The 25,414-nt window shown below is 64.1% G+C and carries 24 protein-coding genes and 1 pseudogene; 11 read left to right on the plus strand and 14 right to left on the minus strand.

Going from position 1 to position 25,414, the window contains the following annotated elements:
• Positions 1–114: 114 nt before the first annotated feature.
• The gene (locus HYG82_RS35140) at positions 115–861 is read right to left on the minus strand and encodes a DUF8170 family protein (protein ID WP_179261935.1); all 747 of its coding nucleotides are present in this window, start codon (positions 859–861) and stop codon (positions 115–117) included.
• A gap of 101 nt (positions 862–962) precedes the next feature.
• Between HYG82_RS35140 and HYG82_RS35145 the strand changes: the two genes are divergently transcribed.
• Together HYG82_RS35145 and HYG82_RS35150 are read left to right on the plus strand one after the other, a co-directional pair.
• Positions 963–1,436 (plus strand): ArsR family transcriptional regulator, encoded by a 474-nt coding sequence (locus HYG82_RS35145; RefSeq protein WP_179261937.1) that lies wholly within the window; start codon positions 963–965, stop codon positions 1,434–1,436.
• A 280-nt stretch (positions 1,437–1,716) separates the two neighbouring features.
• The gene (locus tag HYG82_RS35150; protein WP_179261939.1) at positions 1,717–2,967 is read left to right on the plus strand and encodes an RNA-guided endonuclease InsQ/TnpB family protein; all 1,251 of its coding nucleotides are present in this window, start codon (positions 1,717–1,719) and stop codon (positions 2,965–2,967) included.
• A gap of 113 nt (positions 2,968–3,080) precedes the next feature.
• Here the strand turns inward: HYG82_RS35150 and HYG82_RS35155 are convergent, their stop codons facing one another.
• On the minus strand, positions 3,081–5,417 hold the full coding sequence (locus tag HYG82_RS35155; RefSeq protein WP_179261941.1) for a twin-arginine translocase subunit TatC: 2,337 nt from the start codon (positions 5,415–5,417) through the stop codon (positions 3,081–3,083).
• A 138-nt stretch (positions 5,418–5,555) separates the two neighbouring features.
• On the opposite strand from HYG82_RS35155, the gene tatC reads away from it, so the two are divergent.
• Both tatC and HYG82_RS35165 read left to right on the plus strand, forming a co-directional pair.
• Positions 5,556–6,875 (plus strand): twin-arginine translocase subunit TatC, encoded by a 1,320-nt coding sequence (gene tatC / locus HYG82_RS35160; RefSeq protein WP_179261943.1) that lies wholly within the window; start codon positions 5,556–5,558, stop codon positions 6,873–6,875.
• A gap of 234 nt (positions 6,876–7,109) precedes the next feature.
• Positions 7,110–7,394, plus strand: coding sequence for an amphi-Trp domain-containing protein (locus tag HYG82_RS35165; protein WP_179261945.1), 285 nt, complete (start codon positions 7,110–7,112; stop codon positions 7,392–7,394).
• Positions 7,395–7,431: 37 nt separating this feature from the next.
• Here HYG82_RS35165 and HYG82_RS35170 read toward each other — a convergent pair whose 3' ends face one another.
• Together HYG82_RS35170 and larE are read right to left on the minus strand one after the other, a co-directional pair.
• Entirely contained in the window at positions 7,432–7,788 is a 357-nt protein-coding gene (locus HYG82_RS35170) for a hypothetical protein (protein WP_179261947.1), read from the minus strand.
• Between the two features lie 299 nt (positions 7,789–8,087).
• Entirely contained in the window at positions 8,088–8,945 is an 858-nt protein-coding gene (gene larE, locus HYG82_RS35175) for an ATP-dependent sacrificial sulfur transferase LarE (protein ID WP_179261949.1), read from the minus strand.
• 208 nt (positions 8,946–9,153) lie between these two features.
• Between larE and HYG82_RS35180 the strand changes: the two genes are divergently transcribed.
• Complete coding sequence (locus tag HYG82_RS35180) at positions 9,154–9,723, plus strand: DUF6789 family protein (RefSeq protein ID WP_179261951.1); 570 nt, start codon at positions 9,154–9,156, stop codon at positions 9,721–9,723.
• A gap of 104 nt (positions 9,724–9,827) precedes the next feature.
• Here HYG82_RS35180 and HYG82_RS35185 read toward each other — a convergent pair whose 3' ends face one another.
• Positions 9,828–11,009: a glutamate--cysteine ligase gene (locus tag HYG82_RS35185; RefSeq protein WP_179261953.1), complete on the minus strand. Its 1,182-nt coding sequence runs from the start codon at positions 11,007–11,009 to the stop codon at positions 9,828–9,830.
• 436 nt (positions 11,010–11,445) lie between these two features.
• On the opposite strand from HYG82_RS35185, the gene HYG82_RS35190 reads away from it, so the two are divergent.
• Positions 11,446–12,795 carry an MmgE/PrpD family protein gene (locus HYG82_RS35190; protein ID WP_179261955.1) on the plus strand — a complete coding sequence of 450 codons (1,350 nt, stop codon included), beginning with the start codon at positions 11,446–11,448 and terminating at the stop codon, positions 12,793–12,795.
• 103 nt (positions 12,796–12,898) lie between these two features.
• Positions 12,899–13,069 (plus strand): hypothetical protein, encoded by a 171-nt coding sequence (locus HYG82_RS35195; protein ID WP_235217707.1) that lies wholly within the window; start codon positions 12,899–12,901, stop codon positions 13,067–13,069.
• Positions 13,070–13,080: 11 nt separating this feature from the next.
• Here the strand turns inward: HYG82_RS35195 and HYG82_RS35200 are convergent, their stop codons facing one another.
• The 3 genes from HYG82_RS35200 to HYG82_RS35210 form a co-directional block, all read right to left on the minus strand.
• Entirely contained in the window at positions 13,081–13,281 is a 201-nt protein-coding gene (locus HYG82_RS35200) for a hypothetical protein (RefSeq protein WP_179261957.1), read from the minus strand.
• Between the two features lie 86 nt (positions 13,282–13,367).
• Positions 13,368–14,327, minus strand: a complete 960-nt coding sequence (locus HYG82_RS35205; protein WP_179261959.1) for a DUF368 domain-containing protein — start codon at positions 14,325–14,327, stop codon at positions 13,368–13,370.
• A 216-nt stretch (positions 14,328–14,543) separates the two neighbouring features.
• Positions 14,544–16,160 (minus strand): SagB/ThcOx family dehydrogenase, encoded by a 1,617-nt coding sequence (locus HYG82_RS35210; protein WP_179261961.1) that lies wholly within the window; start codon positions 16,158–16,160, stop codon positions 14,544–14,546.
• Positions 16,161–16,238: 78 nt separating this feature from the next.
• Here HYG82_RS35210 and HYG82_RS35215 point away from each other — a divergent pair, with 78 nt between their 5' ends.
• A complete protein-coding gene (locus tag HYG82_RS35215) occupies positions 16,239–18,395 on the plus strand; it encodes a MutS-related protein (protein ID WP_179261963.1) in 2,157 nt (718 codons plus the stop codon).
• A gap of 125 nt (positions 18,396–18,520) precedes the next feature.
• Here the strand turns inward: HYG82_RS35215 and HYG82_RS35220 are convergent, their stop codons facing one another.
• From HYG82_RS35220 to HYG82_RS44670, 6 genes and pseudogenes are all read right to left on the minus strand, one after another.
• Positions 18,521–18,781: a DUF1998 domain-containing protein gene (locus tag HYG82_RS35220; RefSeq protein WP_179261965.1), complete on the minus strand. Its 261-nt coding sequence runs from the start codon at positions 18,779–18,781 to the stop codon at positions 18,521–18,523.
• Positions 18,782–18,923: 142 nt separating this feature from the next.
• A complete protein-coding gene (locus HYG82_RS35225; RefSeq protein ID WP_179261967.1) occupies positions 18,924–19,850 on the minus strand; it encodes a class I SAM-dependent methyltransferase in 927 nt (308 codons plus the stop codon).
• 30 nt (positions 19,851–19,880) lie between these two features.
• The gene (locus tag HYG82_RS35230) at positions 19,881–20,990 is read right to left on the minus strand and encodes a glycosyltransferase family 4 protein (RefSeq protein ID WP_235217708.1); all 1,110 of its coding nucleotides are present in this window, start codon (positions 20,988–20,990) and stop codon (positions 19,881–19,883) included.
• A 4-nt stretch (positions 20,991–20,994) separates the two neighbouring features.
• The gene (locus tag HYG82_RS35235) at positions 20,995–21,372 is read right to left on the minus strand and encodes a 6-pyruvoyl trahydropterin synthase family protein (protein WP_179261969.1); all 378 of its coding nucleotides are present in this window, start codon (positions 21,370–21,372) and stop codon (positions 20,995–20,997) included.
• Between the two features lie 95 nt (positions 21,373–21,467).
• On the minus strand, positions 21,468–22,532 hold the full coding sequence (locus tag HYG82_RS35240) for a zinc-dependent alcohol dehydrogenase (RefSeq protein WP_179261971.1): 1,065 nt from the start codon (positions 22,530–22,532) through the stop codon (positions 21,468–21,470).
• Positions 22,533–22,770: 238 nt separating this feature from the next.
• Positions 22,771–23,169: pseudogene (locus HYG82_RS44670) on the minus strand (GTP cyclohydrolase IIa); the annotation flags it as partial.
• Positions 23,170–23,171: 2 nt separating this feature from the next.
• On the opposite strand from HYG82_RS44670, the gene HYG82_RS35250 reads away from it, so the two are divergent.
• The 3 genes from HYG82_RS35250 (at position 23,172) to HYG82_RS35260 (ending at position 25,360) form a co-directional block, all read left to right on the plus strand.
• Positions 23,172–23,801, plus strand: coding sequence for a hypothetical protein (locus HYG82_RS35250; RefSeq protein WP_235217710.1), 630 nt, complete (start codon positions 23,172–23,174; stop codon positions 23,799–23,801).
• Between the two features lie 200 nt (positions 23,802–24,001).
• Positions 24,002–24,169 (plus strand): hypothetical protein, encoded by a 168-nt coding sequence (locus tag HYG82_RS35255; RefSeq protein ID WP_179261975.1) that lies wholly within the window; start codon positions 24,002–24,004, stop codon positions 24,167–24,169.
• A gap of 60 nt (positions 24,170–24,229) precedes the next feature.
• Complete coding sequence (locus HYG82_RS35260) at positions 24,230–25,360, plus strand: ORC1-type DNA replication protein (protein ID WP_179261977.1); 1,131 nt, start codon at positions 24,230–24,232, stop codon at positions 25,358–25,360.
• Positions 25,361–25,414: the final 54 nt, after the last annotated feature.

A 25,414-nucleotide genomic window follows, 5' to 3' on the forward strand; every position in this document is an offset into this window, starting at 1 on the left:
AGAACAGCGCGAATGTGACGGAGCTCGACGTTCGACAAGCGAGGGATCGTGACCGAGCAAGATGGACGCGCTGGTAACGACGGCGCATCAGGGGTATCGTGTCTTCGAAACTGACTACGGAACGTTCGCCAATCGTTCTTCGAGTTCCTCCGTCGTCGTCCACGAAAAGCACTGGTTCACTGATTCGAGATGGACGAGGGAATCGGTTATCACGCCGCTATACGACGGCGTGCGACCGCCGAGTTCGGACTCCAGATACGATTCGAGATCCTGCGTCGAGATGTCCAGCCCGTGGTCACGAGCGCGTTCGGCGAGCGCATCAAGTTCCTCGTCGAGGTCATCAGCACGATATGCCAGTTCGACCGCCCGAGCGAGGATCGCGTCTTGCGTTGTGAGCAGGGAGTCATCATCGTAGTGCTCCTCTCGTGCCCGAGGGAAGAGGTACGTGCGGTCGAGCAGCGCCGGGCGTTCAACGCGTCCAAACTCGGCGACCGCCCCACCAGTGTCGTGTTCAAGAATCAACGGAATCGAATCCGCGTAGAGAGCGTGGAGAAAGAACTTCACTTTGAGGCCGGGGATCTCATCCGACACCTCGAGGTCGGGCTGGGTGGCGAGGATGTACGCGTAGGCATCGTGTCGATGGTTCAGCACGTCGAGCGCCTCATCGAGACGATATTTGAACGGTGATTCGTAACTGCCCAGCACGAAATACGTCGAATGTGGGCCAAAGAGGTGCTCGTGTCGCTCTCGCATATACGAGAGGAGTCGTTCGCTATCTATTGGGTCGAGTTCGAGGCCATAGAGAACGTCGTTTACGATGTAGTCGGTACGTTCTTCGGTGGTCTCCGGTATGTCCGCCATACTAACCAATAAGGAAATACTGGCCAATAACCACACTGGTCTAACGTAGAGAAGTCAATCCTGTCTGTTTATGTGATCCGCCATCGTAGGTCCAGTTGACAATGGCCGACATCTCCTCGCATTCCAAAGCCGACAACGAGGAAAACCCGTTAGATCGGCAGCGTGAGTTGATGGAACTCCTGTCACAGGAAACTCGACACAGCATCATTCAGTCGCTCGTTGGGCACCCGAAAACCCTCGCGTCAGCGGATGAAATCAACCATTTCGTCCCAAGCAAATCGAAAAAAACCGTCGAAGAGCAACTGGACGTGCTCGTCGAAGCAGACATCCTCGCAATCTACGAGTATCCCCCAAACAGGGAAAAACGCGGCTTGCCGTGGAAATTCTACGGCTTCACAAAGTATGGTGCCGACATCCTCGGGGACTTCAACTATCTCAAGGGCGTCCCAATGGCGCGAGCTGTCCACCAGAAAACGCGAAAACCCGAGAAAATTGAGCGCCACGAAACCGCCCCACGACCACCCCTTCCCGAACCGGTTCGTGCGACATTCCGCCTCGACGAAGAAGCGGAATAACGGCGAACATCTGCAACGGGGAGTCTCTCAGCGGCCAGTTCGTAGCTCCAATGATCGACCGATTCGGCCCAGATTGTCCAGACCTGCCGAAATCGGGGTCCTGACTCTATCCTCTCTATTCGGCACGCCGTTCTTGACAGCTATCTTTCTGCGAGGAGAGAATTCCGTCGTTTACGACGGGAGTGAATCCGACAACCTTGACGCCAACCACCGCCGATGGCAGGCCGGATATTTAACGCTAATCCACACCATTAAGTTGGTTTATCTACATAGGCTATGTATGGCGATCGAGGTCACCCGCACCTACGTTGGTTCTATCCAGAACCAGCGGCAGGTCTGTGATGACCTTGACTCGCTCGGTGATTCTGCCTCTAAAATTTGGAACGTCGCACACTGGACAGCTGACCGTATCTGGAACGCAACCGGTGAAATACCAGACGAAGGGGCGCTGAAGGCGTATATGAAGAACCAAGCGTGCTGGAAAGACTTGAACGCCCAATCCAGTCAGAAAGTCATCGAAGAACTTTCTGAGGCTTTCCAGTCGTGGTTCGACCTGCGCCAGAATGACCCGGAAGCGAATCCGCCCGGCTACCGCAAACACGGCGATATCCGACCACGAAGCACAGTCACATTCAAAGCAGACGGGTTCAGACACGACCCCGAGAACAACCGCGTCCGACTGAGCAAAGGTTCGAACCTCAAAGAAAACTGGTCAGACTTCATCCTCTGTGAGTATCAGACGCGCCCAGACGTTGACCTTTCGAAGGTTACCAAGGTACAGAACGTTCGGGCGGTCTGGAATGGCGACGAGTGGGAACTGCACTTCGTCTGCAAAGTCAAACGTGAAACGAACGACACCACAGGCGACGGAGTTGCAGGCATCGACCTCGGCATCACGAATATCGCCACGGTCGCATTCCCCGATGAATACGTCCTGTATCCCGGTAACTCGCTCAAACAGGACAAGCACTACTTCACCTGGGCAGAGTACGACACCGAAGGTGAGAACGGCCCGTCAGAAAAGTCGATGTGGGCGCGTCGGAAACTCGCAGATCGCGAGACGCATTTTTATCACGTTCTTACGGACACCATCATTAGGGAGTGTGTCGAACGTGGTGTCGGCACGCTCGCGGTGAGTTGGCCTGAAGATGTGCGAGACTCAGACTGGGGCAAGACCGGCAACAAGAAGTTGCACTCGTGGGCGTTTGACCGCATCTACCAGTACCTCGAATACAAAGGCGAGATGCGTGGCGTCGAGGTAGTGAAGGAAAACGAGTGGAACACCAGTAAGACCTGCTCACGGTGTGGTGACGACACGAAGTCGAACCGTGTCGAACGTGGCCTGTACGTTTGCTCGTCGTGTGAGTTGGTAGCCAACGCGGATTGTAACGGAGCAGAGAATATGCGACAGAAGATAACTCCGAGTCCTCACGGCGAGGATAGGAGTAACGGCTGTGTGGCACAGCCATCGACATACCTGTTTGACCGCGAGAGCGGGACGTTTCACACGAGAGAACAGGCCGTGTCGTAAACCGGCAAATATCCCACCTGCGGTACGGGAAGCCTCGCCGTCGTCGGGCTCTGCCCGACTGCCTGAGGGATCTTCGATCCCTCTCCGGTTACGGCGAGGAGGATGTCACTTGCTCACTCGGTGGCCGACGCACTGGCGTCTTCCGCATCGGGATCGGCGACTGCCCCACCCCCACCGCCGAACAGCCGACCGCCAGCGGTCAGCACGTAGAGGACGATGAGCCCGATCAGATAGGTAAGCGAGATCGGGATGGCGAATACCAGCATCATGAGGACGCCCTTCGGGCTGAAAAACGCGGAGAGGGTGAAGGTGGCGACGACGAACGGCCGCCACCGCTCGAGCATCGAGCGGTAGCTGACGATGCCGCCGGCGTGGAACAATGCCATCGTGACGATGATATTGAACAGGAAGCCGATGCCGACGGTCGTCAAGATCACGAGCCAGAAGAAGCTCTTGATCCGGTAGGAGATGACCATCCCGTTGCGGAGGGCGTCCGAGACCAGATACGAGATGATCGACGGCGCGATCCAGAAGAACCCGAGGTAGGTCCCGACGGCGAAGCCGACGATGAGACCGCCGCCCCAGAGGACGAATGTACGCCGGTCGCCGTAGACCAATCCGCGCTCTTTGGCGGCGGGCCAGGCGTAAAACAGCGTCAGCGGCAATATGGCGACGATTCCGGCGAGTGCGCTCACCTTCGCTTCGAAAATGAGCACCTCGACCGGGTGCAGGGCGACGACGATGTCCATCGCCTCGATGAGCTCCATAAGAGAGAGCGTGCTCGGATCGACGCCCTCGCCGACGACTTCCTCGAGTACGTGTCGCGGAACCCGATCGAGGAAGAGTCTGAGGACGTCCCCGATACCGCCCGAGTAGAGCCAGAAGAAGGTCCCGCCCATAACGACGATGAACAGTCCGACGATGCGGAACATCTTCGAGGTCAGACTTTGGAAAATGAACGCGATGTCGTAGGCGTAGCCGCCGATGTCGTCCTCGGTGGTTTCGTCCTCGGTAAAGGGATCGAGCATACCGGCGGCGGTGCTCGCAAAGAGGCTGTCGTCTTCGCCGGCTTCGCCCCCTGCACCGCCCGCCGTGGCACCTGCGCTACCGCTCGCAGCGGAGCCGTCGGCGGTTTCGTTCGCTGCGTCGAGCGAATCGAACCGGTCGAGGATGGCCTGCGCTTTGTCCCGGTCGTCGTCGTACATCGCCTGCCGGGAGTACTCGAGCGCCTGCTCTTCGCTCATACTGAGAAAGACCTGCGCAGACACGTCGTCGATGTCCTCGACGTCGAGCGTCTCGAAGTCGACGTCCTCGTGGGTGTCTGCCCGTCGAATGTCGTCCGCTTTCGGATACACCGGCAACTGGAGGACGCGAATCGTGTAGGCAAGCAGGACGATGAACCCGACGACGCCGGCGACGACGAGGCCGACCGCAACCGCACCGAGGACGCCGTGTTCGTTCGCCATGATCTCGAGTCCGCTCTTGCCGCTAGGTCGCACCAGTTCGGGGACCGCGGGGTAGACCGATTGCCGGAGGTAGTCGAACGCACCCTGTTCGACGGCGACGGCTGCCCCTGCTGCGATGAGGGCCAGTACGCCGCCGAACTGGAGGAGGCGCCGTTTGACGTGAGCCGTGCCCGTCCGCTCGGATTTTGCCGCGCCGCGGCGGCGGACGTTGGTGACGACCTTGGCCAGGCCGAGGCTGAAGACGTAGAGGATAACCATCGGCATCGCCCACATGACCTGCGTAAACGGGTCCGGCGGCGAGAACAGGGCCCCGAAGATGACGATCGCGACGACGGCGTGGCGCCACTTGTCGCGGAACGTCTCGTACGGGATGATTTCGGTGTAGGACAACGCACCCATTATCAGCGGCAGTTGGGCGGCGAGGCCGAACGAGAGCGTCAACAGCGCGATGAACTCGGTGAACTCGGTGATGCCGTAATGGGGTTTGATGCCGGCACTGACGGCGTTCCCTGCGAGGAAGTTGAACGAGAACGGGAAGAAGACGCTGTACGCGTAGACGACGCCGGTGATGAAAAGCGACAGGGACACGACCACGAACCCGGCGATAGCGCCCGTCGAAATCGGGACCTCGCTGGTGTAGCCGCGGCGGCGAAGTGCCTTCCGGGAGAAAAAGATCAGCGCCGGGATAGCGACGATGAGGCCCGTGATCATCCCGATCTTGGCTTGCAGTAAGATAACCTCGAACGGGGTTCGGGTGATGATGTCGGTCGACCCGGCGACCGCCTCGCTCATCTGCTCTTTCGCAGTCGCCTCGAGAAAGTCCCAGACGACCACGCGAAGTGCGTAGAAAGAACCGACGAAGCCGATAAGGAAGACGATGAACACCTTCTGGAGGTGCTGTTGGGCACCAGCGAGGAGGGCGCCGATCGTTTCCCGGCCACTATTGATGGCACGGACGGTGTCCTCGTCGACGGCGGAACTCATTGAGGTGGGGTAACTGACATTCAGTTATCAACCTTTCGAGTGGGTAGAGAAACGATGGCCGAACGTATCGCCTTCTCACTCTCATCGGGTGTTCGTAAGAAAAAGGCCTATAACTGGCGGCCTATCACTATCCCGTAGATGTCGGACGAGCCGCCGGACGGCGAGGACACCCGGGACATCAGCGACCGATGGGACGTCCCCGACGAGCCGTCGGACGATGAGGGAACCTCGGACCTCGGAGAGCGATGGAGCGTCCCCGACGAGCCGTCGGACGGCGAATCCACTCGCGATCGCGTACACCGACAGGCCGATCTCGACGAGTCGACGGACGGCACGGCCACTGGGGACCTCGGATATCGATGGAGCGACCCGGACGGGACGACGGACGGCACGGCCACCGGGGACCTCGGAGATCGATGGGACGACCACGACGAGCCACCGCGTTCCGACGACGAGACTGACTTTCTCCCGTCGAGTGAGGATACCGGTCCGTTCGGCGAGTCGCCGCGATCCGACGACGAATCCGAACCCCCGTCCGGCCCCGAGACTCCATCCGGTCCCGAGACTCCATCCGGTCCCGAAACCCCGGCGGAAACCGACGCCGACGCCGCCGCTGCGAACCTCGAGACCGACGGTGAGGGAGTCGTCGGCGGTCATCGCACTCCCGAACCGACAGAGCCGACCGAACCGACGTATCCCGACCCCGACGAGGATATCGACGGGATCGAAGCGCCGCCGGACGACCAGGAGATGCCGCTGGCGGATCACATCGAGGAGATGGTTCTCAGGCTGGCGGTCGTCCTGTTGTTCGGTGCTGGCGGGACGGCAATCGGTCTACTGGGGGCCTCTCAGGCCATCGAATTCGTCTGGTTCAACGTGTTCCCCTACGCGAGCGGCGAGGTTCCGCCACCACACGTCTACCACCCGCTCGAGTTGTGGCTCACTCGGATCAAGATCTCGTCGCTGCTTGGGATCATGATCGCCCTGCCGGCGTTCGTCTACGAGTGTTACCTGTTCATGCGCCCGGGGCTTTACCCCAACGAGCGGAAGTACTACCTCGCGGCGGTGCCGACGAGCGTCGTGCTGGCAGCGCTTGGGATGCTGTTCTCGTACGTGCTCGTGTTGCCCATCCTGTTCAGGTACTTCACCTATTACGCCGAGGGCAGCGCCGAAATCGCGTACGCACTCGGTGATACGTTCAACCTGATCATCACGCTGACCGGCTTCCTCGCCGTCGTCTTCCAGATTCCGCTGTTTATCATGCTGGCGATCATGATGGGCGTGACCACCCGCCGCTGGCTCGCACAGAAGCGCCTCTACTTCTGGGCGGCGTTCGCCGGGATCGCGTTCATGTTCGCGTTCGATCCGACGGGGATGGCCCCGATCCTCGTCGCCGTCACGATGATCCTGCTGTTCGAAGGGACGCTGTTCATCCTGAAGTGGGTCGGACGCGAGTAATTCCCTCGCCGCTCGAGTTCTCTCGTGCGTGTCGGTCGTGACGGCCCGACGACTTCGCCAGCGGTGTACGACAACCGACACAGAGTCCGCTATGGCGACCACCGATCGAGACGAAAACGAATCGATTTGTCGTCGCCACCGAATCGATTTGTCGTCGCCACCGAACCGATTTGTCGGCCTCATCGAACGACCTCCAGGCGCCTATTTATCAGCTCTCGGAACGTACAGGAGCGCATGCCAGAAGAAGTGCTGTTCAAATCCGAAAGCGACCGCGACAGAGAAGAAATCGCGTCGATGCTCCGACGAGTTGCGGACAACCTGGACGCCGGCGACGCTGTGACGCTCACAGCCGGCTCCGATTCGGTTACGCTCGAGCCTCCGGCCCGACCGACGTTCGAGGTCAAAGCCGAGCGAGAAGGTCCGGCGGACGGACCCGGGGAGCTCAGTATCGAATTCGAACTCGAGTGGGACGAGACCGACGGCGGAAGTGGCGACGATGGCCGGTTAGAAATCGAATGAAACTGATAATGTAGATAACGATGATGGTGACGACGAGTTAGCGGTGTGCGCGCGTCCGCTCGGTAGCGTAGTCGAGTGCATCCTCGAGCGAACCGGGACCGTCGTAGCTCGTCGAGAACAGATCCATGAACTGCCGGGCGATGCGGGTACACCGATCGAACGTCAGGACGGTCCTGACCCGTCGCGTCTCGGAGAGATCCAGCCCGGGGTAGCTCGTCGCCGTCAGCGAATACCCCGGGTGGTCATCGCCATCGAGCGACGCCGGGGCGACTTTCAACCGGAGATCGCCCGATTCGTGGAGATACGTCCGATACTGCAGCTCTCGATCCGTCTCGACCGGGGTGTACGTCCGACTTTCCTCCGTGCTCCACTCGAGCGGCACGTCGACGTCCATCGGCCGGTGATACAATCTCGGGGTATACGTCCGTATCGTAACGTGCAATATTACCGGCCAATAGCGGAGAAAAACCGCCCATGGTGGGTTTTATAGCTCAGGTACCATTGGATTCTGGTCGAATGTCAACCCTGGAGGCGAATTACATTCATCGGCGGATCGATTCGAAAGCGGTAGCCGGCGTCGTCCCCGTTGTGCGTCACCGATCTGTTGGTCCGTGAGTGACCCGTCCCCGCCAATTGCAGTTCCGCACGGCTCTTCGGGGGTCGCCCGTGGCAATGGTCTGTTCTCGGTGACTGTCAGTCGTCGCTCGAGGTATCCGTGATGGGGTCTTCGTCGGCGGACATCTCGCTGTCAGGGCTGACGCTGCCGGTTCGGTACCCGTGGAGATCGAGCGTGACGTGATCGAAGCCGAGTTTCGTGAGTTCCGCGCGCACCGTCTCGATGAACGACCGTTCCAGTGCGCGCTCGAGTTCGTCCGGCGATACCTCGATCCGAGCCAGGCCGTCGTGGTCGCGAACGCGGAACTGGTCGAACCCCCACTGTCGTAGTAGCGCTTCGGCGCGCTCGATCCGCGTGAGTCGGTCTTCGGTCACCTCGAGGCCGGTCGGAATGCGCGAAGAGAGACAGGCCATGGCGGGTTTGTCGGCGACCGACAGGTCGTAGTATTCGGCAATTTGGCGGACCTCGTCTTTCGAGATGTCGTGGGCCAGTAGCGGCGAGTGAACGTCCAGTTCCTCGACGGCCTGCAGTCCTGGTCGGTGGCCGGCACCCGGATCGTCGGCGTTCGTCCCGTCGCAGACCGTTCGGATTCCCAGGCTCTGGGCGGTTTCGAGCATCTCGCCGAGTCGCATCGTCCGACAGTGATAGCAGCGTTCGTCGTCGTTCTCGACGAACGCGTCGCTCTCGAGTTCCGAGAACGAAACGATCTCGTGTCGGATACCGATTTCTTCGGCGACCCGCCGTGCGTCTTCGAGTTCGGCCTCGGGAAGCGTCTCACTTTTCGCGGTGCAGGCCACTGCATCCTCGCCGAGCGCGTCGTGGGCGAGTGCGGCCACCACGCTCGAGTCGACCCCGCCGGAGAAGGCGATCACGACGCCGTCCCGAGCCGCGAGGTCGTCGCGGGCAGCCTTGAGTTTCGCCTCGACCGTTGTCATAGGCCGGGATTCGAGCCGGACGGGCAAAAGGACGTTGTCGTCCGTCGCGCTCGATACCGACGTGAGCGATTCGCTACTCTTGGCGCACAATGACGTGTTTCCCGACCCGGCCGCCGAGTTCAGCTGAAGCGCCGCTCGGCTGCGGCGTACCGTAATCCGCGCGCCGGGCGGTTAAGACCGTGTCTGTGGTAGTGCTGGTACGATCATCATGGCTGTATCAGATCATCTGCCGGGTTTGCGTTCGATCACCGAGGCTGAGGGTCATACGAGCGACGCCGACGAACTCCCTCGCGAGGAACACGTCCTCGACGCTGCGGTCCGGGGCATCCAGGGTGGATTCGTGGCGACGCTGATCATGACCGCGTTCCGGCTGCCGATCCTGCGCTCACTGCCACCGTCGGCCAACTTCTGGTCGCAGTACGTCGCCGGCGGCGATCCCAGTGATCACCCGCTCGCTGCCATCGTCCTGCACCTCCTCTACGGGGTCAGTGCCGGTGTCGTCTTCGGCGTCTTGTTCCCCCTGTACGACGCCGGCCGTTCGATCGAACCCGAACAACGTGGGCTCGTCTGGGGCTCGGTGTACGGCATGGTCCTCTCGGCGGTCGGCGTGCAGGTCGTGTTACAGGACTTGCTCGACATCCGCCTCGAGGCGGACGAGCTCGCACTCTTTCACGCCGGCCACTTCGTCTACGGACTCTCCCTCGGGGCCTGGGTCGGCTCGCGAACGGAGGGCGTCGAGGATCCCGAACGGGAGTACGAGTACCGGGACGGCAACTGAGTTCGAGTGATCGTAGTCGTTGAACGTCACTGCATGCCCCGCTCGCGACTTCGCGGCCAGCGAGTGCTCGCTGGCTTCATCCAGCGAGCCGTGGGTAAACCGGTTCATCGACTACTGGATGACCGCGCAAGCCGGGCGACGTCCTCTTCGAGCCGGCTCGCGTACTCCAGTCGCAGGTCGCGGGCGTCGGCCCGCGTCACGAATTGGCGTCCATCGATCTGGGTCGCGATCGGGTGAAAATCGTCGACCGAAAACCCCATCCGTTCGAGATAGTTCGCCACGGCTGCCGACCCGAGCCCGTCGCAGATCGCCGATTCGGTGAGGTCTTGGACGACATCGAACGTGGGGAGGGCGATCATGTCGTCCGTGACGCGGCCGAGGACGGCGGCGGGATCGTCGACGTCGCGCGTGATTCTGTTCCGTCCGACGGGACCGCCGGGGGATCCGCGGCTGTGGTCCCGGGGTCCGCTAGCGCCCGAGTTGTCGATCCAAACCGTGGTGCGAGGGACCCGTTCTATCACCGTCTCGAGTTCGCGAACCAGCCGGAGGATCTGGCTCGGTAGCGCGGTGTCGGGCGACCGCCACTCGATGGCCGGCGTCGAATCCCGCAGTCGAACGGATGTCCAGGTCACGTCGGTTGTCGAAAAGTGGTCTTCGACCGCCGTCGCGTCGATGCCCACGTCGACGGCCGCGGTTTCGAACTCCTCGTAGCTTCGCTCGAGCCGTCGGTACCACTCGTCGACGTCGTCGACGTAGCGCCAGCGCTGGCCGTGTTTCGGTCCCACTTCGTCGCTTCGCGTTCGGTAGCAGAAGGCTCGGGCCCCGTTAGCGACCCGTTCGCCTCGAACGTACGGCGACGAGTTGACCAGTGCGAGTGCTGGACCGAGGGCGATGAGCGTGTTGAGCTGATCGGTCACGTGTCGCTTCTCGATACGAACGTGCGTCCCGGCACAATACTTCGTGCAATCGAAATCCGTCCCGAGTACCTCCTTCCGGATGCGACATCGCTCCCCCGGGTGTCTGTCACTCACGTCACCGTTAACCGGCGTCCCAAACGGGACGAGGTGTTTGTCCAGTTTCGTCGTTTTCGAGAGCACGTCCTCGAGATCCTCGACGAACGACGTCCGAAGTTCCGACACCGACTCGCAGGCCGGTGTCTGCAGTTGGAACAGCGGTTCCACGCACCCTTGCTCGGTTCGTGCTGATACGTCCGCGAGCGGGCCGGCGTCGGTGAGTTCCCCGTCGCTATCGACGACCCAGTACTCGACTTCGATGCTCGTATTCATGCTCGAGATGGTGCGCGATACCGCGGGGTAGCTGAGCACCCGTCAGCTGCCAGCCAGTCAGCCGGTCGGATGACAGTAGTTCTCAGAAAGGCACGATTCTCCTCGAACGATCGACTCGAGTCCCCGCCACTGATGCGTTACGGTTCGACAACAGAACGAAAATGACCGCGCCCTGCAGCCGCCAGCCGTATTTTGTCGTGCGCCGCCATCTCGAGACGGCATCGCAGCCAGTGGTTCCCGCGAACCCCTTCGTTTCGTCTCCACCGTCGTGATTGTCGTCAATTACCTGCCGTCAGTCATCTGTCGTCGATCACCTGCCGTCGGTCTGTGGTGAACCGTCGCCCGGACGCTCCCGGACGTTAGCCCGACTCGAAGAGCGCTCGGCGCTGAGGCTGGCTACGCGAAGACGTTTTGTGGTACCCGTAGAAACCCGCCCATGACGACGACCCTCGAGTTTGCGAGCTTTGCGACTGAGATCGACTACGACGACCTCTCTCCGGACGTTCGTGACGCCCTCAAACGCCGGGTACTCGATGCGGTCGGCATCGGTATCGCCGCAGCGGACGCCGGCCCGCCGAATGCGGTCGCCGACACGGTGGCCGATCTCGAGGACAACGGGCCCTGTGCGCTCTGGCGACGGGGCCGGGGTGCATCGCCCGTCCAGGCAGCGATGCATAACACGGCGCTCGTTCGGTATCTCGATTACATGGACTCGTTTCTCGCGCCGGGCGAGACGCCCCATCCGAGCGACAACGTCGGGGCCGTCGTCGCTGCTGCGGAGTACGCCGACCGATCGGGGAAAGAATTGCTCGCCGGACTCGCCGTCGCATACGAGATCCAGGCCGAACTGGCCTGGAACGCCCCCGTTCGCGACCGGGGGTTCGATCACGTCACCCATACCGTGATATCGGCCGCTGCGGGGGTTTCGAATGTCCTCGGGCTCGACGAAGCGGCGGCGCGGAACGCTATCGCCATCGCGGGTACGGCCCATAACGCGTTGCGCGTCACTCGCACCGGTGAGATCAACGAGTGGAAGGGAATCGCGTCGGCGAACGCGGCCCGCAACGCGGTTTACTCGGCGATGCTGGCGAAAAACGGGATGGCCGGGCCCCGGAACCTCTTCGAAGGACAGAAGGGATGGCAAAGCGTTATCTCCGGGCCGTTCGAGGTCGACCTCTCGCCCGGCGAGCGCGTCCACGACGTGATGACCAAGCGTTACGTCGCCGAGACCTACGCCCAGTCCGCCGTCGAGGGAATCATCGAAGTTGCCGAACGCGAGGATCTCGCCGCGACCGACGTCGCAGGAATCAAACTCCAGACCTTCGGCGGGGCGAAGCTCATTATCGGCGGCGGGGAGGGCAACCGCTACGAGGTTCGAAATCGGGCGGAGGCAGATCATTCCCTGCCGTACATGCTCGCCGCTGCGCTGATCGATCGCGATCTGTCGCTCGCACAGTACGAACCCGACCGCATCCGTCGCGATGACGTCCAGGAACTGCTTCGGATCGTCGACGTGAGCGAAAATCCCGATCTCACCGAGCGCTTCGAGGCGGGCGAGATGCCGGCCGTCATCGACGTGACGATGGACGACGGCACCACGTACCGCGTCGAGAAGGACGCCTTCCTCGGTCACCCGGCCGAACCGATCGGGTGGGACGCCCTCGAGGAGAAGCTCGACGCGGTCACTGGCGACTCCCTCTCCCCCGACGGTCGCGAGACGCTCCTCGAGACGATCCGATCGCTCGAGGAACACGACGTGTCAGATCTGACGGCGCTGCTGGCCTGACCGTCAGGACTTCGATACCGATGATCTGGGCGAAGTCGCGGATCACTTCATCTGCTCGGCGTCGGGGCTTCCGCCGGAGAACTTCACCGACCTGAAACTCCCCGTGGTCGATCCCGACAGAAATCTCAACAAACACGCCCTGCAAACGGCGAAAAGCGCCGGCCACGGCATCGGCGCGATCGACGATCTCGACGATGACGAGCGAAACCAGGTCGAGGAGATGATCGACGACCTCGCGAACGAGAACTTCGACGACGCCGATTTCGGCGACTAGACGGGCTCTGATCACTCGCCGCGACGCCAGCTGCCGGTACCGCGTGCTGGTAGGTCGACGACCGATACCATCCGAACGAGGACGAGCAAGCCGAGCAACAGGAGCCCACGAACCCAGTTTCCACGGTCGAACTCGCGCTGCGCTGCGGACACTGTCGACCGGACGGTCATCGAACGCGTCGGTTCAGTCCCGAGGAGGGCTGTGACTGGCACGGTCGTTCTAGACGCGGCGAGGCAATAACGGCGTCCCCGGACTGCGTCAGTCGGGGCCATTCGGACGAACCGGCCGACCACTCCGGTCACTCCGGGTCGAAGCCGCCCACGAGGTACTCGAGTCCGAACAGCGCAACCGCACCGACTGCCGCCCATGCGATCGTCAGCGTGATCGTTTCAGTCGTCCAGGCGTGCGTTTCGGAGATGTTGGTCAGCGGTGCGGGGATCGAGCCGGCGATAAGACTCACGAGGAAGACGAGCGTCACCTCGCGACGGCGGGTCAGCGCCGCGCGCACGACGCGGGCGATGCTGAAGAGTCCAACGGTACCGCCGGCGAGGAACAGCACGACGGTCGATCCAGGGTCAGTGACGGCCGCGAGCGACCCGCCGCTGAGCAGATCGCCCAGTGCGCTAACGAACGCGCTTAGCTCGTTAGAGAGGAAGATGTACTGGCCGAGCAGGATCAGGATCAGCGAGCCCGAAATCCCCGGCAGGATCATCGCGCTGACCGCGATCGCACCCGCGATGACGATGACGATCGGACCGCTTCCGGGCAGTTCGAGGATACCGGCGGCGACCAGCAGCGCGATCGTCGCGCCCGCGATAGCGGCGCTGACGTGGGCTCCGGAGGTGATCGGAAGGCTCCGTCCGAGCGTGATCGCCGAGGCGGCGATCAACCCGGTAAAGAAGCCAAAGAGCGCGACAGGATGGGTCGCCTCGAGCGTCGTGACGACGTCGGCGATGAGCACGACCGCGGTGGCCATCCCGACGCCGAGGGGGACCAGAAACTGCAGGTCCATCTCGAGCAGGGCCTCCCGCGCTCGCGCCCGGCGGTCGGGGTCGTAGCCTCGAAAAACGGTCACGGCTCGATGGGGTGTGAGCGCTGTGACGGCGGCGATCAACCGCCCGTAGAAGCCGAGCAAGAGCGCGACGGTCCCTCCAGAGACACCGGGGAGGGCGTCCGCCGTGCCCATGCAGAGCCCGTACGCGTAGGCCCGGAGCAACTCGAGCCGATCCATGACCACGTCTGGTCGCTCATACTCCATGTATCCATCCCCGAGTTACACGGCGCGGATTCCTGGCCGACAGCGTTCGATGCCACCGCCTCGAGCCCGACGGAACTGGCCGCCGTTTCGACTGCATGTTCGTTTGAGTAACGCGTGCCCGTATAAAAGTGCAACAACGGCGTCAGTGCGTGCTATTTAGTGTGCAATACCGGCGTCAGTGCGTGCTATTTAGTAGGACGTCCCTCCGGCGTCCTATCAGTTCGGTCGCCCCATCGTGTACAGGAACGTCGGCGTCTGTCCCGCGGCCCGCGGCGCGAAAAACGACGTGACCTCGTCGTCGTAGAACGTCAGCCCGGTCCCGCCCAGATCGCGGTGGGCGTAGGTTCCCAGGTAGAGTCGACCGGCCGAAAGCGCCGCCTCGAGCTGTGCAACTCGATACCCGCGGTCGCCCAGTGCGTCGACGATCTCGGCCACGTCGGTCAGGAAGTAGAGGCAGACCGCCGCGTCGGCGCCCAGCCGCTGATCTAACGCGAGGTGGCCCGCCTCGGCGCGGAACTCGCCGGTCCGAAGCCGCTCGAGCTCGCCCGCGTCCGGGTGGTAGTGGTAGACTCCGGACTCGAGTCCCACGACGCCGTTGACGATCAGGTACGGATCGACGAACGACAGTGCCGGCTCGTCCGCGGGCTCGTCGTGGTTGCCGCGGAGTCGAACGTCCATCGGCGCGCCGCGGGCGGCCCGGTCGAGGACGGTCGAGAGCTTTCGGAAGCTAATCGGCTCGCGTTCGTACTCGCGACAGGAGCCGCGACGCCGGATCGTCTCGTGGAGCGGCCGGCGCGATGCCGTCTCGGGGTCGACCGGCTCGAGCGAGACTCGCTCCCCGTCGCCGGGGTCGCGGGTGCCGATCCGTTCCGTCGGGTACCTGCTTCGCCAGGCCTCCGCCTCGGAGCCGCTCTCTACAGTACCGGCTGCCCACGCCTCGCCGATCAGCGGGAACTCCTTCTCGTGGGGCGAGAGCGCCGCGGTGTCGGGATCGATCGGGTCGACGCCGGCAGGTGTGATTTCGGGGGCTGCGTCGCCCGCGCCGATCGGGACGATTTCGAGGGGTGCTTCGCGCGCGGGTTCGACGCCGAGTAGCTCGGCGACGGGCCGGTCCGCGAACCCGGTGACGACCTCGGCGCGGTAGTCGAGTGCGTGTGCGACCGCCAGCAGATTCGCGAGCATCGTCCCGGAGTCCCAGAAGGCGTGGCGGAACGTTCGATCGCCGTACTTCCAGGCGTTGCGCCACCAGGTCGAGGTCGCGACGACCGACAGCGGCGCGTCGGCGACGCCCGCGTGCCCGCTGGCGTTTGCGAGCACGCCGCGGTAATCCCCCTCCCTGAGGACGGAAAGCGACAGCGTCTGCGGATCGAAGTGGTAGACGCCAGCTTCGAGGGTGCCAATCGATGGCTCGACGCCGCCGTCGGCCGCGTTCGCCCCCGCGAGGTCGCCGCAGACGACGTACAGATCGACGTGATAGAGTGCACCGGTGGTTGCGGCTGCGCGAAACAGCAGGCGCCGACCGCGGCGGTTGAGCGCCGTCGTGATCCCCGCCGAATAGTAACACAGGTTCGTAAGGGCCTCGAGGTCCGGTCGGCGGGCTCGAGCGAGGCCGTCATCGATTTCGGCTCGCCCGTCCGCCGTCGGTTCCGTGATCGCAGCCAGCGCCGGCTGCTGGGGCGGGCGAATTCGGTCGACCAGCGGCCTCGACGGCCGATCGATATACTGCTTGTATGGCGTCGGCTTGTTATCGAAGTCGAGGCCACGCCCCGCTTCGCGGACGCTTCTGGGCGAGTGTTTCGTCCGCTCGTGATACTCCGGTGCTCCGGTTGCCATGCACCGAGATACCACGCCCGGCCCGAAAAACCGGGCGGGAACTTTTTCTCGCTCCGGTTTGTTACGCCGCTCGAGAACATGGACCTCGAGTCGATTCCGGGCGTCGGCGAGAAGACCGTCCGAGCGCTGTCGGAGCTCGACGATCCCGAACGCGCGCTTCGGGCGGGCGACGTGGCGGCGATCGCGACCGCGCCGGGGATCACCCAGGGCCGAGCCGCCCGCATCGCGCGCGGCGCGATCCGACTCGAACACGACGATCCCGGCGACTTCCTCGCGACCGACCGCGCCCGTGAAGTATACCGTCAGGTCCTCTCTTTGCTCAAGGAGCGCACCGTCACCGAGTACGCCGCCGAGCGACTCGAGACGGTTTATCCGAGTTCGCAGCGCTCGCGCATCGTGGAGGTGCAGGAATTCGCGTCCGAAGCACTCGAACGCGAGCCCGACCCGGCGATCCTCGAGGCGCTCGAGGGGGTCGAGCCCCTCCGGGAATCCGGTGACGTACGGGTTCGCGAGCGCTGTCTGGCGACGACTGACGCCGAGCGCTACAGCGAAGCGCGCCAGGCGGTGCCGGAACTCTCCGTCGAGGTCGTCGAGGACGCACAGGGGTTGGCCGAACTCGCGCGGGGCTACGCGACCGTGATCGCCTTAGACGAGTCCTTCGCCGGCGTCACGCTCGAGGGCGACGTCCAGGTCCGTCCCGACGCCCTCGAGAACCCGGCGGAAGTCGTCCCCGAGCGCCCCCTCTCCTTTTTCGCGCAGAATCGCGATCGGCTTCAGGCGGCCGTCGAGGTGCATCGGGCTGCAGGACTCGAGCCGTCGTGTGACCTCGAGGCGCTCGAGGACGGTCTATCGCGGCTCGCCGAGGACGGGACGGTCGCGGGCGACGAGGAACTCGATCGGCTGACGACGGCGGTCGACGACCTCGACGCGGCGGCGAGCGCGGCCGAAAGCGTCGCGAACGATCGGTTACGGGAGGCGATTCGCGAACAAGATGTGACGATCGAGGGCTCGGATCTGCTCTCGCTGGTCGAACGCGGAGCCGGCGTCGACTCGCTACTCTCGCGAGAGCTCGCGGACGATTACGCGGCGGCCGTCGAGGCGGCTCGCGACCACCTGGTTGATGCGCTCGACCTCGATCAGGGCGAGGCGGAGATCGCTCGTCGCGCGTTCAGCGACGAGCCGACGTTCCCGGTCGAGCGCGACGAGGACGCCGTCGGCCGACTGCGCGAGGAGCTAACGGCGGTCAGGGAACGCCGCGCCGGCCGTCTGAAGCGCGAACTCGCGGCCGATCTCGCCGATCAGCGCAAGGGGGCTCGCGACCTCGTCCGCGACGCGCTCGAACTGGACGTCGAACTCGCGATCTCCCGGTTCGCCCGGGAGTACGACTGTACGATGCCGGAGTTCGTCGACAGCGAAGCGCGCGAGCAGACTGCGGAGTCATCCAAGACAGCTTCGCCGTCTCGCGGTAGTTCGGAAGCCGCTTCGCGGCTTCCGTCATCACGAGACGACGGTGAAACCGCGAACATGAGCGACGACGCCGTCGGGTTCGCGATCGAGGGCGGTCGCTCTCCACTGCTCGATGAGCCACTCGAGGCGATCGAGCCCGTCGACTACGGCGTGGCGGGGGTCACCCTCCTCTCGGGAGTCAACAGCGGCGGAAAGACCTCCACGCTGGATCTGGTCGCGAGCGTCGTCGTGTTGGCCCATATGGGTTTGCCGGTTCCCGCCGAGCGCGTGCGCTTGCGGCGGTTCGACGACCTCCACTATCACGCGAAGTCCCAGGGGACGCTCGACGCGGGGGCGTTCGAGTCGACCGTCCGGGAGTTCGCCGATCTCGCGGAAGGCGGTGAGGGTTCGCTGGTGATCGTCGACGAACTCGAGAGCATCACCGAGCCGGGGGCGTCGGCCAAGATCATCGCTGGCATCCTCGAGGCTCTGTCCGAAAACGGCGCGACGGCGGTGTTCGTCTCCCACATGGCCGACGAGATCCGTGAGATGGCCGACTTCGAGGTCACCGTCGACGGGATCGAAGCCGTCGGGCTGGTCGACGGCGAACTCGAGGTGAATCGCTCGCCGGTCAAGGATCACCTGGCGCGGTCGACGCCGGAGCTGATCGTCGAGAAGCTGGCCACCGAATCGCGCGAGACGGCAGACACGAACGGCGGGACCGCGACGGCGACCGACGGCGCGACCGACCCGCTCTTCTACGATCGGCTGCTCGAGAAGTTCGAGTAGCGCTCGCGGCTCGCGTCGGGATCGCGTCGCTTTTCGTCTTCTCTCGCGCGCCCGGCGGTTCGGTCACGCACGTATCCCCGGTCGGATGCCATACCGGCGATTCGGTCGCACGCAGTGGGGACACGTCACTCCGGTCGTGACCCCTCTAGCGGGTGCGAACTGGATTCGATCACGTCGAGCGCCCGCTCGAAGGCGGAGTCGACGTCGGCGAACTCGCCTTCGTGCGTCCACTCGCCGTCGGGAGTGGCGGTGTAAACGTCGAACCCGCCACCGCGGTACTCGTGGGTCTCGACGTACAGTTCCTCGTCGACCGCGCCGTCGTCGACGAGGAGCCAGACGCCGAGTTCCTTCCCGCCCTCGAGGTCGCGTCGCCGGTTCCAGTGCATGGCTCGTGCTCCCATTCGGAGAGACGTATAGCTAGCCGGGGGTCCTCCCGGTTCCAGGTCCGCGACGGCCGGTTCGGGCCAGCGGCGATTCGTTCGCCGACCGCGCCGACGGCCCTCGAGCCGCCGCCTGTCTGGTTCGTGCTCACTCCGCCGACGCCGGCCATCGGCCGAGAACGTCTAGCTGGTGGGCGAGATAGACGAGCTCCGCGGCTTCGACCTGTTCGTGGCGAATCGCTGCCCACGCGCGCAGCCGTTCGGCGTCGATCGCTCCATCGGCCTCGAGCGCGGACTCGATGGTGTCGACGATGTGGTGGAGGAAATACGCCTCGTCGGCCTCGTACCCGTCGTCGTTCGGCCGGACGATCCAGTCGGAGCCGCCCGCCGCAACGACCCGGCTGCCGGTCGCCGGAACCGCGGTGAGAAGATGGCGGCCGGCGTTGCTGTCGCCGGTCTCGCCGCCGGCCTTCTCGGTCGTGTCCATTCGACGGTGAAACCGCCGCTCGATTCGGTCCTCGAGTTCGGGGTCGACAGCCGGTAAGAGCGACGTCACCCCGTCGAACGTGATCGGAAAGTAGGCGACACCGCCCGGTCGAAGCCCGTTGACGACCGCCTCGAGCGCCGCCCGCACGTCCGTGAGGTCGAGGAACGCCTGAGCGACGACGACGTCGTACGACTCCGCGTGGTCCGTCAGGTGTGCGAGTGCGTCGTCGGTTCGGAACTCGATTTCGAACGCCGCCCCGTCGCGGTCGATAAACAGCGTCCCAGCCGATCGGCCCGGATCGTGCCCCCTGTCCGCCACGCGATCGGAGATTCCGTCCCTCGCGGCCTCGACGATGTCCGACTCGGTGTCGATGGCCGTGTATCGGACCTCGGTGTCGGCCGTCCACTCGAGAATCGTTTCGATCATCGCGCCCGTCCCCGCACCGACCTCGCAGAGTTCGACGGGTTCGTCGAACCTCTCGAGAGCGCGGCGAAACGCATCCGCGACGCGCCGGTTCCGAGCACGTCGGTCGACGGACCGCTTCGAATCGAGGTAGCGGCGAAACGAGTATCGATCGGGTTCAGTCACGCCTTTGTCGGCCTCTCTACTCGTAGCGGATTAAGTGCGGGTGTCACGGACATCCCCTCGCATCCTAGCAATCTCCTGGACCTCGGAGGCGAACGCCTCGACTCGGTCGACGGCGTCGCTCCACGTTGGATGTTCATCGTAGGCGTCCCGGGCGGCGACTCCCATCTCGGCGAGACGTTCGCGATCGGCTGCGAGCGAGCCCACCGCCTCGGCCACGGTTCTTGGTTCGCCCGGCGAGATCAGTAGCCCCGTCTCCCCGTCGGTCACGACCTCGCGGGCGCCACCGGCGGCCGAGGCGAGCGCCGGCAGTCCAAACCCCATTCCCTCGAGGTAGACGATGCCGAACCCCTCGTAGCCGGACGGGACGGCGAGGAGATGGCTCTCCTGGAGGGTCGACGACAGCGACGCGTCGGATAGTCGGCCCGCGACCGTCACCGACCGCCCGACGTCCAGCGCGTCGAGCAATCGGTCGATCCGGTGGGCGTACTCCGGATCGACAGTCGGATCGCCGACGACGGTCAGCGTCCACTCGTCGGGCGGGCGGGCAGCCAGACCCCGGAGCAGCGTGTGGAGCCCCTTCCGTTCGATAAGGGTCCCCACGAAAACGACTCGAAGCGGCCCCGGTTCGTGAGCGCGTTCGCGTATCCGTTCGCGCGAGATTCCCGGGTCGACGTGGTCGCCGCCCGGCGGCGCGACGACGCCCGGCTTCGGGCCGACGAGCGCCTCGACGGTCTCCCGAGTGGTTCCGCTGTTGTACACGAAGGCATCGACGGTCTCGAGATAGCGTCGCTCGACCGCCCCGATGAGCGCGTTGTGCCACGCGGCCCGCGGTTCCTGACTCCTGAGGTGGTGGACGATGGAGACCACGGGCGCGTCGTCGTCGCGTCGGCGGTTGTATCGGACGAGCGACGGGTGGCAGAGTTCGTCCTGCAACAACACGTCGACCTCGAGGGCGGCCAGGTCCGCGGTGACCCCTCGGGAGACGTTATCGAGCAGGTTCGATCCGTACCCGTCCCTCGGAATCGAGACGACCGTGACCTCGTGGCCCCGATCACGGAGCCCCGCCACGATCCGCCGATCGTAGCGGTAGCCGCCGGACGCACACTCGAGGCCGTCGTAGACGACCAACCCCAGTCGCATCGGCTCAGACGGTCGTGGCGTATGAGGCGCCAGCCGCGTCCTCTTCCCACGTCGTCACTTCGATGGCCTCGAGGCGATCCGCCTCGATCCCGTCTACGACCCCCTCGGCAAAGAACCGCGATAAGTGCTCCACGCTCGGGTTTCGCCCCTCGAACTCCGGGAGGCCGTTGAGCGTCGCGTCCCGGTACCGGTCTACCAGTTCGTCGACGACCGCCTCGAGGTCGTCGATGTCGACGAGATAGCCGTACTCATCGAGTTGCTCGCCTTCCACCTGGACCTCCACCGTCAGATAGTGGGAGTGGAGGTCCCCCTCGGGGCCGGGATCGGGGACCGTCAGCCAGTGTCGGGCGACCAGGTCGCGGGTGACCGTTACCGTGTACATACGGCGTCGGTCCACGTTCGAGTACTAAAATCCGGTGTGCCCAGGGCCGAACCGATCGGGCCGGCGGACGACGGCCGAACGAGGCCGGAGCCGAATCAGTACGCCAGCAGAACCTGAACCGCTTCCTGCGGGCGTTCGTCCAGCATGGCGTACGCCTCCGGGGCGTCCTCGATCGGGATGCGATGGGTTATCAGTCGGTCCGTCTCGACGGCCTCGAGGCGCCGCCACGCGGTCGCCAGCCGACGCGCGACGTTCCAGCGCCCGCGCCGCTCCGGTGCGATAGTGCTCACTTGGCTGCTGATAAGGCGGATTCGGCTCCGGTGGAATCGCCCGTCGAGCGTCAGTTCGGCCGTCTCGGTCCCGTACCACGACCCGACGACGACGCGACCGCCGTACCCGGTCGCGTCGATGGCCGCGTCGAGCGCCGTCGGATTACCCGAGAGTTCGTACGTCAGATCCGCTCGCTGCGGGGGCGGTTCCCATTCGAGCCGTCCGGACGGCTTCCCCGGCCGATCGGGCGGCCCCGCCCGCTCGCGAACCGCCGCACTCGGGTCCGCTCTCTCGGAGTCGAGGCTCCGGTCGGCGCCGAAGGTCTCCGAGAGCCGTCGTCGGTTCTCGTAGCAATCCACGGTCACGAGCGACGATAGCGGCGTCTCGGCCAGCAACGCCGTCGTTAACAGGCCGACGACGCCCTGGCCGAACACGACTGCTCGTTCGCCGATGCGGGGCTCACCGTCGAGGACCAGATTGACCGCCGTCTCGACGTTCGGGAGGAACGCCGCCGCTGTGGGCGAAACGTCCGTTGGCACGACGCATACCTCGTCCACCCCGACGACGAATTCGCTGGCGTGGGGATGGAAGGCGAGCACCGTCTCGTCACGCCACGCCGGGTCCACGTTCGCGCCGACGGCGGTCACCGTTCCGACGACCGCGTAGCCGTACCGGAACGGATAGGTAAACGATCCGGAAAGCGATTCCAGCGTTTCGTCAGCGGCAATTTCGGGATTCATTTCGCCCCGATAGAGTAATAGTTCCGTTCCGGAGCTAATAGCTGAGACGGTCGCCGTCACCGCGAGTTCGTCCGGTCCGGGGTCTGGGACCGTCTTCTCTCGAACCTCAACCCGGCGAGGTCCCGTGAAGTACACCGACTGGGCCGTCATCGGGTTACGCCCTCCTCGCGCTCGGCATCGATCTCGACGTGCGTGCCGTTCTCCCGACAGCGCTCGACGTCTTTCGTTGCAGCCATTCTGGCGTCGGCGGCCGTCCGGGCGCTCTCGGATGCTCGAATGGGCGCGAGTGCTTCCCCGTCCGCTTCCGCGGCGAGGGCCACGCGTCGAAGCTGGCCGCCACGGGGTAACGGTTACGGATGGCATCCCGAACCAGTCGGTATCCCGTCAGAACGAGGCCGTCCGTGATGCCGATCACGGTGCCGAATCGCGTGGCGAACTCGCAACCGTCGTCCTGATCGACGAGTTGCGGGAGAGCCACGGACGGCCTGGACTGTACCGTCAGCTGGTCCGTCTCACGTATCGGTGACGCGGCTCTCGTCCACGGCCCGTAGTTGGCGATCTCGATTGGCGTCCCCATCGTTTCGGTCGGTGTCACTTCCGGCCGTACCATGTCCACCGGTATAATTCGTTGGCGATGACCCACGGTGCTAGCGCCGTGTCTACTCTCGAACGGACACGGCTCGTCCCCAGATATATACCGTTCGATGCCGTTCGAATCCCCGGAGTATTGGCTCGTGATTCGAACGAACGCGGCGGACACTATCGTCCCGCCTGTGGTCGCCGGCATCAATGCAACGGATGTCTGAACGGGTTTCAGAGGAGCACGTGCTCCGCGAATGGCTCGAACGAGAGGCCGATTGTGGACCGGCGGACGCCGACCTCGAGTCCGCGCCGACGAACGCGGCGGCGACGCTCGACGCGCTCCTCTCGGCGAAGCCGGGGGCGGCCGCGTTCGTCTGGCGCGAGCGGCCGATTCGGTGGTATCGGCTCGGACTCGACCGAGAACGGTTCGTCGATTTACGACCGGTGGACGGACCGGACGACCTCCTGTGGCGTGCCGTCTCTATGGACGGCACGCTGTTTGGCGTAGCCGAGCGGGTTCACGAGGACGGGTTCGGCCCGCTCGAGTCGGCGGGAATCGACGCCGGAACGATCCGAACGTACCGCGATAATCTCGCCGCCGGAACGCGGGTCGACCCGCTGGTCGTCCGAACCAGACGCGGCGCGACTCCGTGGTTCGTCGCCGACGGAAACCATCGGGCAACAGCGGCCGCAATGCGTATCCTCGAAACTGGCCGCTACGACCTCGTGCCGGCCTACGTCGCCGTGACCGCAAACCCGGTCCGCCGGCCGACGGTCGACCGGATTCGCGGTCTGATCCAGCGACTTGCTGGCCGGACGATCGGCCATCGAAGCTGACGGGAGCCGTAACCTCCGCCGCCGAGGGCTGCGTCTCGGCGTATCATGCCCGCCACGTCGACACCGCTGACGACTGACGACGGTCACCCAACCAGTAACTGGCATTTCGACCCCGGACGCGAATCGATCACCGTCACGTCCGTCGAACAGCGGGGAATGCAAGTGCGAAGCTTTTGCGCACTCCGATAGAATGTTATAGCATGACATACCAATTCAGGTGCCCGCGGGACGACTGCTCTTTCGAACTTCGCTGTGACGTCGATCACGAGGCGGCGCGATTCGCTCGCGCGCACGCTCGAGTCGCACATCGTGATCGAATCGCGCCGGCGGATCTCGATCGATGGCTCGAGCGTATCGAGGCCGCATGAGGCCGCTCGAACCGAGAATCCGGCAAACATCTAAGTAGCTCCGACAGCGTGGTGAAAGTGATGGCAGACGACCCCGACGGGGGAATGTTGTCGTGGGACGAATCCGTGTTCAAGAACGAACACGTCTTCGAAATCGACTACGTCCCCGAGACGTTCAAGCACCGCGAAGGCCAGACGCAGAGCCTGACGTACGCGTTACGCCCGGCGGTTCGGGGGTCGCGGCCGCTTAACGTCATGGTCCGCGGACCGCCGGGGACCGGAAAAACGACGGCGATTCAGAAGCTGTTCGACGAGGTGGGCGCTCAGACGAGCGAGGTTCGAACCATCCGCGTCAACTGTCAGGTCAACGCAACCCGCTACTCGGTGTTCTCCCGGTTGTTCGAGGGGACGTTCGACTACGAGCCGCCCTCCTCCGGGATCTCGTTCAAGAAGCTGTTCGGCCAGATCGCCGAAAAACTCGTCGAGGAGGATCGAGTCCTCATCGTTGCGCTCGACGACGTCAACTACCTCTTTTACGAAAACGAGGCCAGCGACACGCTCTATTCGCTGCTGCGGGCCCACGAGGAGTATCCCGGCGCGAAGATTGGCGTCATCGTCGTCTCCTCCGATCCCGCACTGGATGTCATCGACGAACTCGACTCCCGCGTCCAGAGCGTCTTCCGTCCCGAGGACGTCTACTTCCCAGTCTACGATCAGCCCGAGATCGTCGACATCCTCGCCGAACGGGTCGAACGCGGCTTCCACGACGGCGTCATCGGTCGAGACACCCTCGAGTACGTCGCTGAACTCACCGCCGACAGCGGCGACCTCCGGGTCGGCATCGATCTGCTGCGCCGGGCCGGACTGAACGCCGAAATGCGCGCCAGTCGCACCGTCGAGCGCGAAGACGTCGAAGAAGCCTACGAGAAGTCGAAGTACATCAACCTCTCGCGCTCACTGTCGGGACTGACTGACACCGAGCGGATGCTCCTCGAGGTGATCGCCGACCACGACGGCGATCAGGCCGGCGAGGTCTACGAAACCTTCCACGACCGGACCGACCTCGGCTACACGCGCTACTCCGAGATCGTCAACAAACTCGACCAGCTCGGCCTTATCGACGCCGATTACGCCGACGTCGACGGCCGGGGCCGCTCGCGGTCGCTTACGCTATCTTACGAGAAGGATGCGGTGTTAGAACGACTCGAGTGACTACTCCCGCGACTGAAACCGTGAGCTTTCTTCTCGAGCGACTTCCCGCGACGG

This window comes from Natrinema halophilum, from assembly GCF_013402815.2.
GTDB classification, from domain to species: domain Archaea; phylum Halobacteriota; class Halobacteria; order Halobacteriales; family Natrialbaceae; genus Natrinema; species Natrinema halophilum.